General features: G+C 70.4%; 12 protein-coding genes. 7 read left to right on the forward strand and 5 right to left on the reverse strand.

Going from position 1 to position 13,599, the window contains the following annotated elements:
- The first annotated feature begins 21 nt into the window (after window positions 1-21).
- The 6 genes from uvrB to ACZ63F_RS11905 all read left to right on the forward strand — a co-directional run bounded on the left by uvrB (window position 22) and on the right by ACZ63F_RS11905 (window position 8,020).
- Window positions 22-2,169: an excinuclease ABC subunit UvrB gene (uvrB, locus tag ACZ63F_RS11880; RefSeq protein WP_469710275.1), complete on the forward strand. Its 2,148-nt coding sequence runs from the start codon at window positions 22-24 to the stop codon at window positions 2,167-2,169.
- A 157-nt stretch (window positions 2,170-2,326) separates the two neighbouring features.
- Window positions 2,327-2,905: a TerD family protein gene (locus ACZ63F_RS11885; RefSeq protein WP_093504447.1), complete on the forward strand. Its 579-nt coding sequence runs from the start codon at window positions 2,327-2,329 to the stop codon at window positions 2,903-2,905.
- A gap of 143 nt (window positions 2,906-3,048) precedes the next feature.
- Window positions 3,049-5,148 carry a TerD family protein gene (locus tag ACZ63F_RS11890; protein WP_469710276.1) on the forward strand — a complete coding sequence of 700 codons (2,100 nt, stop codon included), beginning with the start codon at window positions 3,049-3,051 and terminating at the stop codon, window positions 5,146-5,148.
- A gap of 223 nt (window positions 5,149-5,371) precedes the next feature.
- Window positions 5,372-6,373, forward strand: a complete 1,002-nt coding sequence (locus ACZ63F_RS11895; protein ID WP_469710277.1) for a TerC family protein — start codon at window positions 5,372-5,374, stop codon at window positions 6,371-6,373.
- A gap of 128 nt (window positions 6,374-6,501) precedes the next feature.
- Window positions 6,502-6,804 (forward strand): hypothetical protein, encoded by a 303-nt coding sequence (locus ACZ63F_RS11900; RefSeq protein ID WP_352355469.1) that lies wholly within the window; start codon window positions 6,502-6,504, stop codon window positions 6,802-6,804.
- 115 nt (window positions 6,805-6,919) lie between these two features.
- Window positions 6,920-8,020, forward strand: a complete 1,101-nt coding sequence (locus ACZ63F_RS11905) for a calcium:cation antiporter (RefSeq protein WP_469710278.1) — start codon at window positions 6,920-6,922, stop codon at window positions 8,018-8,020.
- Window positions 8,021-8,055: 35 nt separating this feature from the next.
- Here ACZ63F_RS11905 and ACZ63F_RS11910 read toward each other — a convergent pair whose 3' ends face one another.
- Complete coding sequence (locus tag ACZ63F_RS11910; RefSeq protein WP_469710279.1) at window positions 8,056-9,366, reverse strand: MFS transporter; 1,311 nt, start codon at window positions 9,364-9,366, stop codon at window positions 8,056-8,058.
- 195 nt (window positions 9,367-9,561) lie between these two features.
- Between ACZ63F_RS11910 and aroQ the strand changes: the two genes are divergently transcribed.
- Window positions 9,562-10,035: a type II 3-dehydroquinate dehydratase gene (gene aroQ, locus ACZ63F_RS11915; protein WP_352355474.1), complete on the forward strand. Its 474-nt coding sequence runs from the start codon at window positions 9,562-9,564 to the stop codon at window positions 10,033-10,035.
- Between the two features lie 4 nt (window positions 10,036-10,039).
- On the opposite strand, the gene ACZ63F_RS11920 is transcribed toward aroQ, so the two are convergent.
- The 4 genes from ACZ63F_RS11920 to ACZ63F_RS11935 all read right to left on the reverse strand — a co-directional run bounded on the left by ACZ63F_RS11920 (window position 10,040) and on the right by ACZ63F_RS11935 (window position 13,594).
- Window positions 10,040-10,792 carry an amino acid ABC transporter ATP-binding protein gene (locus tag ACZ63F_RS11920; RefSeq protein WP_352355476.1) on the reverse strand — a complete coding sequence of 251 codons (753 nt, stop codon included), beginning with the start codon at window positions 10,790-10,792 and terminating at the stop codon, window positions 10,040-10,042.
- Window positions 10,789-11,718 (reverse strand): amino acid ABC transporter permease, encoded by a 930-nt coding sequence (locus tag ACZ63F_RS11925; RefSeq protein ID WP_457693646.1) that lies wholly within the window; start codon window positions 11,716-11,718, stop codon window positions 10,789-10,791. The genes ACZ63F_RS11920 and ACZ63F_RS11925 overlap by 4 nt, the downstream gene beginning before the upstream one ends.
- On the reverse strand, window positions 11,715-12,599 hold the full coding sequence (locus tag ACZ63F_RS11930) for an ABC transporter substrate-binding protein (RefSeq protein WP_469710280.1): 885 nt from the start codon (window positions 12,597-12,599) through the stop codon (window positions 11,715-11,717). Before ACZ63F_RS11930 ends, ACZ63F_RS11925 begins: the two co-directional genes overlap by 4 nt.
- A 338-nt stretch (window positions 12,600-12,937) precedes the next feature.
- The gene (locus ACZ63F_RS11935) at window positions 12,938-13,594 is read right to left on the reverse strand and encodes an MBL fold metallo-hydrolase (RefSeq protein WP_093504467.1); all 657 of its coding nucleotides are present in this window, start codon (window positions 13,592-13,594) and stop codon (window positions 12,938-12,940) included.
- Between the last annotated feature and the right edge of the window lie 5 nt (window positions 13,595-13,599).

Here is a 13,599-nt window from a genome sequence, read left to right on the forward strand (position 1 = left end):
CGGGGTCGTACGGTGGAACCCATGCGGCCCGTTTCCCACATCGAACGCACGGTGGCGCCCTTCGAGGTCGTCAGCCCGTACCAGCCCAGCGGCGACCAGCCGGCGGCCATCGCCGACCTGGCCAGGCGCATCGAGGCCGGGGAGAAGGACGTCGTCCTCCTCGGCGCGACCGGCACCGGCAAGTCCGCCACCACCGCGTGGATGATCGAGAAGCTCCAGCGCCCCACCCTGGTGATGGCGCCGAACAAGACGCTGGCCGCCCAGCTGGCCAACGAGTTCCGCGAGCTGCTCCCGAACAACGCGGTCGAATACTTCGTCTCGTACTACGACTACTACCAGCCAGAGGCGTACGTCCCGCAGTCGGACACCTACATCGAGAAGGACTCCTCGATCAACGAGGAGGTCGAGCGGCTGCGTCACTCCGCCACCAACTCACTGCTCACGCGCCGCGACGTGATCGTGGTCGCCTCGGTCTCCTGCATCTACGGCCTCGGTACCCCGCAGGAGTACGTCGACCGGATGGTCCCGCTGAGGGTCGGCGACGAGATCGACCGCGACGACCTGCTGCGCCGCTTCGTGGACATCCAGTACACGCGCAACGACCTCGCGTTCACCCGCGGCACCTTCCGCGTCCGCGGCGACACCATCGAGATCTTCCCGGTCTACGAGGAGCTCGCCGTCCGCATCGAGATGTTCGGCGACGAGATCGAGGCGCTGTCCACCCTGCATCCGCTCACCGGCGAGATCATCAGCGACGACCGGCAGCTGTACGTCTTCCCGGCCTCCCACTACATCGCGGGACCCGAGCGCATGGAGCGGGCCGTCAACGACATCGAGAAGGAGCTGGGGGAGCGCCTGGCCGAGCTGGAGAAGCAGGGCAAGCTCCTGGAGGCCCAGCGGCTGCGCATGCGCACCACGTACGACATCGAGATGCTCCGCCAGATCGGCACCTGCTCCGGCGTGGAGAACTACTCGATGCACTTCGACGGCCGACTGCCCGGCTCCCCGCCGAACACCCTGCTCGACTACTTCCCGGACGACTTCCTCCTGGTCATCGACGAGTCGCACGTCACCGTGCCGCAGATCGGCGCCATGTACGAGGGCGACGCCTCCCGCAAGCGCACCCTGGTCGACCACGGCTTCCGGCTGCCCTCGGCCCTGGACAACCGCCCGCTGAAATGGGAGGAGTTCCAGGAGCGGATCGGGCAGGCCGTGTACCTGTCGGCGACCCCCGGCGCGTACGAGCTCTCCCGCGGGGACGGTGTCGTCGAGCAGATCATCCGCCCCACCGGTCTCGTCGACCCCGAGGTCGTCGTCAAGCCGACCGAGGGCCAGATCGACGACCTGGTGCACGAGATCCGCAAGCGCACCGAGAAGGACGAGCGCGTCCTGGTCACCACCCTCACCAAGAAGATGGCCGAGGACCTCACCGACTACTTCCTGGAGCTCGGCATCCAGGTGCGCTACCTGCACAGCGACGTCGACACCCTGCGCCGCGTCGAGCTGCTGCGCGAGCTGCGCTCCGGCGAGTACGACGTCCTGGTCGGCATCAACCTCCTCCGGGAGGGCCTCGACCTGCCCGAGGTGTCCCTGGTGGCGATCCTCGACGCCGACAAGGAGGGCTTCCTGCGCTCGGGCACCTCGCTGATCCAGACCATCGGCCGCGCGGCGCGCAATGTCTCCGGCGAGGTCCACATGTACGCCGACAAGATCACCCCGGCGATGGAGAAGGCCATCGACGAGACCAACCGGCGCCGGGAGAAGCAGGTCGCGTACAACAAGGCCAACGGCATCGACCCGCAGCCGCTCAGGAAGAAGATCAACGACATCGTCGCGCAGATCGCCCGCGAAGAGGTCGACACCGAACAGCTGCTCGGCTCGGGCTACCGCAAGCAGAAGGACGGCAAGGGGGCCAAGGCTCCGGTGCCGTCGCTGGGCGACAAGGCGGCCAAGGGTGCGAAGGCCGGCAAGGCGGCCAAGGGCAAGGCCAGGGAAGCGGTGCCCACGGACCGCCCGGCTGCCGAACTCGCCGAGCAGATCGAGGAGATGACCGAGCGCATGCGTGCCGCCGCCGCCGATCTGCAGTTCGAGATCGCAGCCCGGCTGCGTGACGAGGTCTCCGAGATGAAGAAGGAACTGCGCCAGATGAGGGAGGCGGGCCTGGCCTGACCTCTGATCCCCTGCCGAACCCCGGCAAGTACGCGAAGTGTTGCAAGACCGACACAAAGCACGGGCCGGGGTTCGGCACTGTCAGCGGCGCTGCATAGGGTTTTGGTCAACCGCGGACTCCGCGGCAGCAGGGGACAACCGACGAGGGGAAACAGCCGTGACCGTCAACATGACCAAGGGTCAGGCCATCAGCCTGGAGAAGAAGGACGGCGGCTCCCTGAGCGCGGTCCGCATGGGTCTTGGTTGGAAGGCGGCGCCCCGCCGCGGGCTGTTCGGCTCGCGCACCCGGGAGATCGACCTGGACGCCTCGGCGGTGCTGTTCGCCGACAAGCAGCCCGTTGACGTGGTGTTCTTCCGGCACCTGGTGAGTGACGACGGCTCCGTCCGCCACACGGGCGACAACCTCGTCGGCGGCGCGGGTCAGGGCGGCGACGACGAGGCCATCCTCGTCGACCTCGCGCGCGTGCCGGTCCACGTCGACCAGATCATCTTCACCGTCAACTCCTTCACCGGGCAGACCTTCCAGGAAGTGCAGAACGCCTTCTGCCGGCTCGTCGACGAGACCACCGGCCAGGAACTCGCCCGTTACACGCTCGACGGCGGCGGCGAGTACACCGCCCAGATCATGGCGAAGGTGCACCGGTCGGGATCCGGCTGGACGATGACGGCCCTGGGCGTCCCGGCCAGGGGCCGCACCTTCCAGGACCTGGTACCGGCGATCCTCCCGATCCTCTGAGCGCTTCACCTTAAAAAAGGGGCGCGGGGAACTGCGCGACAGGCCACGACGGCGCCGCGGTCGACCGACGGCATACCGGGGCACTCCCGGCTAAGCGCTCAGTCCCGGCACACGAGGACACGACACACAGGGGGACGTGGGCCATGGCGGCCGAGCTGGTGCGCGGGCAGAACCACCCGCTCTCGCGGAACCGGATCGAGATCCGGATCTCGGCCGACGTACCGGTCGTGGCCGGGGCCACCCTCGCCGACGAGAGCGGCCGGGTACGGGGTACCGACGGGGTGGCCCATCCGGGCGCGCCCACCCTGCCCGGGATCGAGGTCTCCCGGCAGGCGGCAGCCGAACACCGGCTGGCCGTCGACCTCGACGCCATGCCCGTGGCGGTGCACCGGGTCAGCGTCCTGATCGCCCTGCCCGCCACGCCCGGCGCTCCGTCCCGCTTCGGCGCCGTCGCCGCACCGCGTGCCGCGGTCACCGGCCTCGACGGCACCGAGATCGCCGGCTATACCCTCATCGGCCTGGACGCCGAGTCGGCGGTCGTCGCCCTGGAGCTGTACCGACGCCAGGGCGCCTGGAAGATGCGCGCGGTGGGCCAGGGCTATGCGGAGGGCCTGACGGGGCTCTTCGCCGTTCAGCGCCTGCCCGGCGCCGCCGAACTCGCCCGCGGGATCGAGCAGGCGGTGGCGCGCGGCCTGGCCCGCGCGGTCCCGGCCCGCACCGCGGACACCGACCGCTCCCGGTGTAAGGCCGCCTCCGTCACCGGCGCCGACCTGCCGGGCACCGCTTCCGCAGCCGGATCTCCCTACGATGCCCAGCCACCCGACGACACGGCCGGCCGACGTGCGACCTCCGACGGGCCCGCCGAGTCCGAGCCGACGCCAGGCGACGACGGCAGGCTCCCGGGTTCCGGCGGAGCCGGTGCCCCGGCGACCGCCACCTCCGCCGGTGGCCCCACCGGCGGTCCCGTCGACTACACGCATCCGAAGCGCCGCCAGGCGTCCCGGCCCCCGGCCCCCGAGACTCCGGCCCCCGAGACTCCGGCCCCCGAGACTCCGGCCCCCGAGACTCCGGCCCCCGAGACTCCGGCCCCCGAGACTCCGCTCCCGGCAGACGGGCCCGCGCCGCCCGTCGCCGGTGACGCCGCCGGGTGGTCCATGGACGAGCGGCTCTACAACCAGGTCTGGGGCATGTTCGAGGACCTGGCCCGCGCCACCGCCGCCTACCGCAGCGCTGTCGACTTCGCCGAGACGCGCATGGAGAAGGAGCTCGACCAGGTCCTCTCCGACCCGCGCAGCCGCCTGGGCACGGCGGGCGACGCCGCACGCGAGGCGGCCCAGGCCCGGCAGGCCCAGCTGGTCGATCAGGCGCGAGCCGCGTTCGACCGGGACCTCGCCCAGCTCATCGCCGAGTCCGAGGTCGTCGAGCCCGCGCTGCCACCCGCGTACGCGCGCTGGGACAACCCGGTCTGGCACGGACACCGGGTGCCGACGGAGTCGCCGATGGCCGTCCGGCTGGGTGACCTCCACCTTCCGGAGAGCGCCCCGCTGCGCATCCCGATGCTGGTCCGGCTGCCCCTGGAGCGGGGCCTGTGGATCGACAGCGGTGTGCCCGACGCCTCCCTGTCCGAGGAGGCGGGCGAGTCGCGGCACCTCGCCCTGCAGACGGCGGTGGCGCTCGCGGCCCGGCTGCTCGCCGTCCACCCGGCGGGGGAGTTCGGCGTGCAGGTCGTCGATCCGGCGGGGGCCGGTGCGTCCGCGTTCGCACCACTGACGGGAGCCGGTGTGCTGGACGCGCCGCCCGCGGCGGGCGCCGCCGGTGTGGCGGGAGTGCTGGGGCGGCTCACCGAGCGCGTCGACCTGGTGCAGATGGCGGTGCGCGGTGGTTCGTCCGACGCGCTTCCGCCCGGTCTGGACACCTCTCGGCAGCTCCTGATCGTGCACGACTTTCCGCACGGCTTCGACGACCGGGCCGTCAACCAGCTTCGCTATCTCGCGGACGAGGGCCCCGAAGTCGGCGTCCATCTCCTGCTGGTCGCCGATCGCGAGGACGCCGCCGTCCACGGCCCGTTGCTCGATCCTCTGTGGCGTTCACTGATGCGACTCACCCCGGTACCGGACGACCACCTGGCCGACCCGTGGGTGGGGCATGCCTGGACGTACGAGCCCGGCCTCGTGCCGCCCGGCAGTCAGGTGCTCCAGCAGGTGCTCGCCAGGGTCGCGACAGCCCGCACCAAGCATAGGTAAAAGCCGCTGAACAGCAGACTTGGCCTTTCTTTTGCCAGTTGCTTTACCTTTCCTTGGTAATTGGGGTACTGTTTTCCGTACGGAGGGGAGTACTCCCTGTCTGCTGCGGCGTACCCGTCAATACGGATCCGGTCGGATCCCGGGGCGTCGGCCCGTCCCGGGTGGAAGAGACCTCCGGTAGCGCAACGCCGAATCTTTGCCGTTCACTAACCGGAGGCAACCAGTGGATGTATCCGTGACCCTGTGGGTCCTCACCATCCTGGGGCTCGCCGCCCTGATCGCGGTGGACTTCTTCATCGGCCGCAAGCCGCATGACGTGTCCGTCAAGGAAGCCGGAATCTGGACCGTCGTCTGGATCGCCCTGGCCGGACTCTTCGGCCTCGGCCTGCTCGTCTTCGGCGGCGGCCAGCCCGCCGGCGAGTTCTTCGCGGGCTTCATCACCGAGAAGTCGCTGAGCGTCGACAACCTCTTCGTCTTCGTCCTGATCATGGCGAAGTTCGCCGTGCCCTCGCAGTACCAACAGCGGGTGCTGCTCGTCGGTGTCCTCATAGCCCTGGTGCTGCGGGCCGTCTTCATCGCCGCGGGCGCCGCGATCCTCGCCAGCTTCTCGTGGGTCTTCTACCTCTTCGGCGCCTTCCTGATCTGGACCGCCTGGAAGCTGATCCAGGAGGCCCGGGCCGACCAGGAGGAAGAGGAGTTCGAGGAGAACAAACTGCTCAAGGCCGCCGAGCGCAGGTTCGGCGTGGCCGACCGCTACCACGGCACCACGCTGTGGATCCAGCAGAACGGCAAGCGGGTCATGACCCCGATGCTGGTCGTGATGCTTGCGATCGGTACGACCGACGTCCTGTTCGCGCTGGACTCCATCCCCGCGATCTTCGGCCTGACGCAGGACCCGTACATCGTCTTCACGGCCAACGCCTTCGCGCTGATGGGTCTGCGGCAGCTGTACTTCCTCATCGGCGGACTGCTGAAGAAGCTGGTCCACCTCTCCTACGGCCTGTCCATCATCCTCGGCTTCATCGGCGTCAAGCTGGTGCTGCACGCGCTGCACGAGTCCGGCGTCCACGTGCCAGAGATCGGCATCCCGGTCTCGCTCGGCGTGATCTGCGCGGTCCTGATCGTCACCACGATCACCAGTCTCAGGGCGTCCAGGAAGCAGGCGGCGGCCGAGGCGGCGCGGGCCCGGAGCGAAGGCGCTCCGAAGGACAGCATCGACGTCTGACCACGTCGGACGTAGGAACAACCACCCCGCGCAGCGGTGCGAAGCGCATTGCCGACCCACCGCCCCGGATGCTTCGTTGGGTGGCGGACGTCCCCGATCGGGGGCGCCGCCGCCCGGTGGAGGCAACCGTGACATTCGTCCAGATCATCGACTTCGAGACCGACCGTATCGACGAGCTGAAGGCCCTCGCCGACGAGATGGGCAGCCGGCTCGACGGCCGGGAGAACAGCCCCACCCGCCGCCTGATCCTCCGGGACCGGAACCGGCCGGGACGCTACCTCGGCGTGATCGAGTTCAACTCCTACGAGGAGGCCGTGCAGAACAGCGACGACCCCGAGACGAGCAAGTTCGCCGAGCAGATGGCCGCCCTGTGCACCCGGCCGCCGTCCTTCACCGACTGTGACGTCGTGGACCTGACCGACTTCACGTAATCGACCGACCGACCGCACCCGCACGCCCCGGGGGCCGCGCCGCGCCGGCGGCAGGCCCCCGGGAGGCCGAAAGGACCGGAATGCGAAGCCCGTACGCCTCTGCCACCATCGCTGCATGATCACTCGGCTCAGGTCGCTCACCGCCCAGTGGACGCTCCTCGTGCCGGTGCTCGCGGTCGTCCTGCTCCTGTTCACCTGGGGCCGCAACCTGCCCGGCGCGGTCGTCGCGCTGGTCACCGTGGTCCTCGCCGGATCGGTCCTCGCCGCGGTCCATCACGCCGAGGTCGTGGCCCACCGGGTCGGCGAACCCTTCGGCTCCCTGGTCCTCGCCATCGCCGTCACGATCATCGAGGTCGCCCTGATCGTCACCCTCATGGCCGACGGCGGTGCCAAGAGCGCCACCCTGGCCCGGGACACCGTCTTCGCCGCCGTGATGATCACCTGCAACGGCATCGTCGGCCTCTGCCTCCTCGTCGCCTCACTCCGCCACGGCACCGCGGTCTTCAACCCCGAGGGCACCGGCGCCGCCCTGGCGACCGTGGCCACCCTGGCCACGCTCAGCCTGGTGCTGCCGACCTTCACCACCAGCAAGCCGGGCCCGGAGTTCTCAGGGGTGCAACTGACGTTCGCGGCGCTGTCGTCGCTGATCCTGTACGGACTGTTCGTCGCCACCCAGACCGTGCGCCACCGCGACTACTTCCTGCCGATCACCCGGCAGGGCGTCCCGATCACCGCCGACGACCACGCCGCGGCCCCGTCCGCGCGGGCCGCCTGGACCAGCCTCGGCCTGCTCGGCCTCGCCCTCGTCGGGGTCGTCGGACTGGCCAAGGGCGTGTCACCGACGATCGAGTCCGGCGTGGCGGCGGCCGGCCTGCACCAGGCCGTGGTGGGCGTGGTCATCGCGCTGCTGGTCCTGCTCCCCGAGACGATCGCCGCCCTGCGCTCGGCGCGCCGTGACCGGGTGCAGACCAGTCTCAACCTGGCGCTCGGTTCGGCCATGGCCAGCATCGGCCTGACCATCCCCGCCGTGGCCCTGGCCTCCGTCTGGCTCTCCGGCCCGCTGGTCCTCGGTCTGGGCGCCACCCACATGCTGCTGCTCGCGCTGACCGTGGTGGTCAGCTCCCTGACGGTGGTGCCGGGCCGGGCCACACCGCTGCAGGGCGGCGTCCACCTGGTGCTGTTCGCCGCCTATCTGGAGCTGGCGGTCAACCCGTAGCCGGTCGGGCGGTCCTCACCCGGGTCGGGCGGTCCTCACCCGGCGACCGGCTCGACCTCCGCCACCGGCACCTGCACCGGACGGGTCTCGGGCAGCAGCGCGAAGCAGCCCAGGCTCAGCAGTGCGATCGCCGTCAGGTACGCCCCCACGGCCCACGGCACCCGCCCGCTGTGCTCCGCCAGCGCCGTCGCGACGATCGGCGTCAGCGCGCCGCCGAGGACCCCGCCGAGGTTGTAGCCGACGGCGGCACCGGTGCAGCGCACCCGGGGCTCGTACAGCTCCGGCAGATAGGCGGCGACCACCGCGAACATCGTGATGAAGGCGACCAGAGCGCCGGTGAACCCGATGAACATCAGCAGCGGCTGCCCGGTCGCGAGCAGCGCGACCATCGGGAACATCCACAGCGCCGAGGCCGTGCACCCCACCAGGCACAGCGCCCGGCGCCCGTAGCGGTCGCCCAGCAGGGCCATCACCGGCGTGAGCGCCCCCTTCACGACGACGGCGGCCATGACACACGTCAGCATGACGGTACGGCTCACCCCGAGCCGTTCCGTCCCGTACGCCAGCGACCAGGTCGTCACCGCGTAGAACGCCGCGTACCCGACCGCGAGCGCCCCCGCTGTCAGCAGCACCAAGCGCCAGTGGTGCCGTACGACCTCGGCGAACGGCATGCGCGCGGGCTCCTCGATCTCCAGGAACTGCGGACTTTCGGGGAGCGACGAACGCAGCCACAGGCCGCTCAGGGCCAGCACCCCGGCCGCCCAGAAAGGCACCCGCCAACCCCACTGGGCGAACTGGGTGTCCGTCAGGGACGCCGACAGGACCAGCATCACGCCGTTGGCGAGAAGGAAGCCGAAGGCCGGGCCGATCTGCGGAAAGCTCGACCACAGGGCGCGCCGTCCGGCGGGCGCGTGCTCCGCGGTCAGCAGTACCGCCCCGCCCCACTCCCCGCCGAGCCCCAGCCCCTGCAGAAAGCGCAGCACCAGCAGCAGCACGGGCGCGGCCATGCCGATCCTGTCGTACGCCGGCACGAACCCGACCGAGACCGTCGACGCGCCCGTCAGCAACAGGGACGCGACCAGCACCGGGCGCCGCCCGCGCCGGTCCCCGAGGTGCCCGAACAGCACCGAGCCCAGCGGCCGGGCCACGAACCCCACACCGAACGTTCCGAACGCCGCCAGCGTCCCCGCGAGCGGGGAGAACGTCGGGAAGAACAGCGGCCCCAGGACGAGCGCCGCGGCCGTCCCGTAGACGAAGAAGTCGTAGAACTCGATCGCGGTCCCGGTGAGCGAGGCGGCCGCCAGCCGCAGCATCGAGGGGACCCTTACGGTGCGTGTATCAAGCATGCTCCGTCAACTACCCAGGGTGATCGCGGGTTACGGGGGCGCGTGGTGGTGAGGCGCCCCTCGCAGGAGCCGCCGTGCACCGTGATAGACCGGACCGAGCAGCGGTCCTGCCGGGCCGTTCGTCGTTCCCATGGATGTCCCCATGGATGTCCCCATGGATGTCGCACCGAGTTTGTCCCACGGACCGGAGGAATCGTGCCCCGCACCCTGGCCAACGCCCCGATCATGATCCTCAACGGGCCCAACCTGAACCTGCTCGGCCAGCGCCAGCCCGAGATCTACGGCTCCGACACCCTCGCGGACATCGAGGCCCTGTGTGCCAAGGCGGCGGCCGCGCACGGCGGCACGGTGGACTTCCGGCAGTCCAACCACGAGGGCGAACTGGTCGACTGGATCCACGAGGCACGCCTCAGCCACTGCGGCATCGTCATCAACCCGGGTGCCTACTCGCACACCTCGGTCGCGATCCTGGACGCCCTCAACACCTGTGACGGCCTGCCGGTGCTCGAGGTCCACATCTCCAACATCCACAAGCGCGAGTCGTTCCGGCACCACTCCTACGTCTCCCTGCGCGCCGACGGAGTGATCGCCGGATGCGGCGTGCAGGGCTACGTGTTCGGCGTGGAGCGGGTGGCGGCACTGGTCGGCGCCGCCACCGCGGAGGCATAGCGCCTCAGAGCCGCCCGGCCTCCACGATCCGCCGCAGGAAGCGCCGGGTGCGCTCCTGCTGCGGGTCGCCGAACACCTGCTCGGCGGTGCCGCGTTCGAGTACGACACCGCCATCGAGGAAGCAGACCTGGTCGGCCACGTCCCGCGCGAAGCCCATCTCGTGCGTGGCGAGCACCATGGTCATCCCCTCGCCCTTGAGGTCACGGACCACGGTGAGCACCTCGCCCACCAGCTCCGGGTCGAGGGCGGCGGTGATCTCGTCGAGCAGCAGCAGCCGGGGCCGCACCGCCAGGGCCCGCACGATCGCCACCCGCTGCTGCTGACCGCCGCTCAGCCGGTCGGGATAGGCACCGGCCTTGTCGCCCAGCCCGAGGCGGTCGAGCAGCTCCCCGGCCCGCTCCTCGGCCTCCGCGCGGGAGACGCCGTGCACCCGGCGCGGTGCCAGGGTGATGTTGTCGAGCACGGTCATGTGCGGGAAGAGGTTGTACGCCTGGAAGACCACGCCGATACGGCGGCGCACCGCGTCCTGGTCGGCACGCGGGTCGGTGATCTCCTCGCCGTCCAGCCAGATCGCGCCGTCGTCGATCTCCTCCAGCAGGTTGGCGCAGCGCAGCAACGTCGACTTGCCGGACCCGGAGGCGCCGATCAGCGCCGTCACCGTGTGCGGGGCGACCTCCAGGTCCACGTCCCGCAGCACGACCGAGTCCCCGAACGTCTTACGGACGGACTCCATGCGCAGCACAGGCGCGTCGCTCATATGGATCCTCCCTGGGCCCGCCGCCGGTCCATCCGGGCCGTCACCCAGTCCGTGAAACGGGTCATCGGGATGGTCAGCGCCACGAAGACCAGCCCGGCGACGATGTACGGCGTGTAGTTGAGGCTGCGCTGGGCGATGATGTCGGACGCCCGTACGGCGTCGATGGCGCCGCCGATGGAGACCAGCCCCGTGTCCTTCTGCAGTGACACCAGGTCGTTGAGCAGGGGCGGCACCTGACGGCGCACGGCCTGGGGGAGCACCACGTACCGCAGCGCCTGCCGGTTGGTCAGCCCCAGCGAGCGGGCCGCGGCGCGCTGCGAGGGGTGCACGGACTCGATGCCCGCGCGGAACACCTCGGCGACATAGGCGGAGTACGTCAGCGTCAGCGCCGTACCGCCCAGCAGCACGGGGTCGACGGTCACGCCCTGGAGGCGCAGGGCGGGCACCCCGAAGACCACGATCATCAGGTTGATGATCAGCGGCAGACCGCGGAAGAAGTCCGTGTAGGCCGCCGCCAGCGCGCGCAGGGGGAAGAAGACGGGCCCCGGCAGCGTACGGGCGATGGCGATCAGCATGCCCAGGACGAGCACCAGTACACCGCAGATCAGCAGCAGCCGTACGTTCAGCCACAGGCCTTCGAGGACCTTGGGGAACGCCTCGCGCGCGTACTGCCCGTCGAAGAAGGTCTCCTTGGTGCGTTCCCAGCCCGGCGCGCTGACCACGACCAGGTAGAGGACGACGGCCGTGACCAGGGTCGACAGCGCGGCGATCGCCGTCGCGCGACGGGCGCGGGCACGCTGGTAGCGCTCCCGCTCCAGCCGCCGTTCGGAGGGGGTGTAGCCGTCGGCGCCGCCAGGGGCACCGGCGGGCATGTCGCCCTTGTCGTCCGCGCCCTCCTGGCCGGACTCTTCCTTGGTGACCGTCACTTGAGCACCGGAGCGTCGACGGCGTCGGACAGCCACTGCTTCTCCAGCTTCGCCAGGGTGCCGTCCTTGCGCAGGGCGTCCACGGCCGACGTCACGCAGGAGGTGAGGCCGCTGCCCTTGTCGAGTACGAGCCCGAACTGCTCGGGGCTACCGCTCTGGTTCTCGAACTGACCGACGATCTTGGCGTTCGTCACCTGCGCCGCGGTGACGTAGAAGGCGGTCGGCAGGTCGACGACGATCGCGTCCACCTGGCCGTTCCTGAGCGCCGAGATGGCCTGGTCGTTCTTGGAGAACGCGGCTGCCTCCTGCGACGGCTTCACCACGTCGCTGATGTAGTTCAGGCTGGTCGTGCCGACCTGGGCGCCCAGCTTGAGGCTCTTCAGGTCCGCGATGCCGGTCGCCTTCGCGGCCTTGCTGCCCTTGAGCGCGACGACCGCCTGGCGCACGTCGTAGTAGCCGGACGAGAAGTCCACGGCCTTCTTGCGCTCGGCGCTGATGGACACCTGGTTGATGTCGAAGTCGAAGGTCTTCACACCGGGCGCGAACGCCTTGTTGAACGGCACGCTCTGCCAGACGACCGCGCTCTTGTCGTACCCCAGCTGCTTCGCCACGGCATAGGCGACCGCAGACTCGAAGCCCTCGCCGTTGGCCGGCTTGTCGTCCTTGAACCACGGCTCGTAGGCCGGTTCGTCCGTCGCGATGGTCAGTTTGCCGGCGGTCCGGGTGGCCAACTTGCCCTTGGCACAGGTGGTTCCGGCCGACGAGGAGGACCCGCCGGACGCCTTGTCGTCCGGCTGCGGAGCGCAGCCGACGGCGGTGGCGAGCAGGGCTATGGTGGCAGCGGCGGCAGCGCGGCGCAGTGCGCTCGGGGCAGGGTGCATGGCGGGAGAGTGACAGCGAACGCCGCGTTTGTCCACGTCAAACGGGTGTTTGTCCGCATAGTGGGAACGGGTGTTGCGGTCTTGTGAACGCTGCGCGTGGAGGAGCGGACACGCCGGGGCCGCCGGCCGAGGGCGGGGAATGATGACCGGCGGCCCGTACCGCGCAGGAGCCGTCATCCTGTGCGGGGCTGCCACCAGTTGACCGCGCGACGGCGCGCGCGGGGAGCGTGCGCCGGAGGCCGGTGCGTGCGAACTCTTCACACGGGGCGCGCGACGGGCCTGCGCGCCCCGTGCTCACCACCGTCGCGCCCTGGACTCACCACCCTCGCGCCCCGCACTCACCACCCGCGTGCGTGCCACTCCGGCAGGTGCGGGCGTTCGGTGCCCAGCGTGGTGTCGTTGCCGTGGCCCGGGTAGACCCAGGTCTCGTCCGGCAGCTCGCCGAAGATCTTCGTCTCGACGTCGTGGATCAGGCTGGCGAACGCCTTGGGATCCTTGCGCGTGTTGCCGACGCCCCCGGGGAAGAGGCAGTCTCCGGTGAAGACGTGCGGATGGCCGTGCGGGTCGTCGTAGACCAGGGCGATGGAGCCCGGGGTGTGGCCGACCAGGTGGCGGGCGGTCAGTTCGACGCGGCCGACCCGGATCACGTCGCCGTCGCCGACCAGGACGTCGGTGGTGACCGGGATGCCGGGGGCGTCCTCGCGGCCGGCGTACGTCCGGGCGCCGGTCGCGGCGACGACCTCGGCCAGCGCCTGCCAGTGGTCGCCGTGCTGATGCGTGGTGACGACGGACGCGATGCCGTCGTCACCGATCATGCCGAGGAGCGTCTCCGCGTCGTTGGCCGCGTCGATCAGCAGCTGCTCGTCGGTGGCGCGGCAGCGCAGCAGATAGGCGTTGTTGTCCATCGGCCCGACCGCGATCTTGGTGATCATCAGGTCCTTGAGCTCGTGCACGTCCGCCGGTCCGCCGACCGTCACCTCTCCGCTGTACGTCATGGCGA

The sequence above is a fragment of the Streptomyces sp. NPDC104761 genome (genome assembly GCF_055583445.1).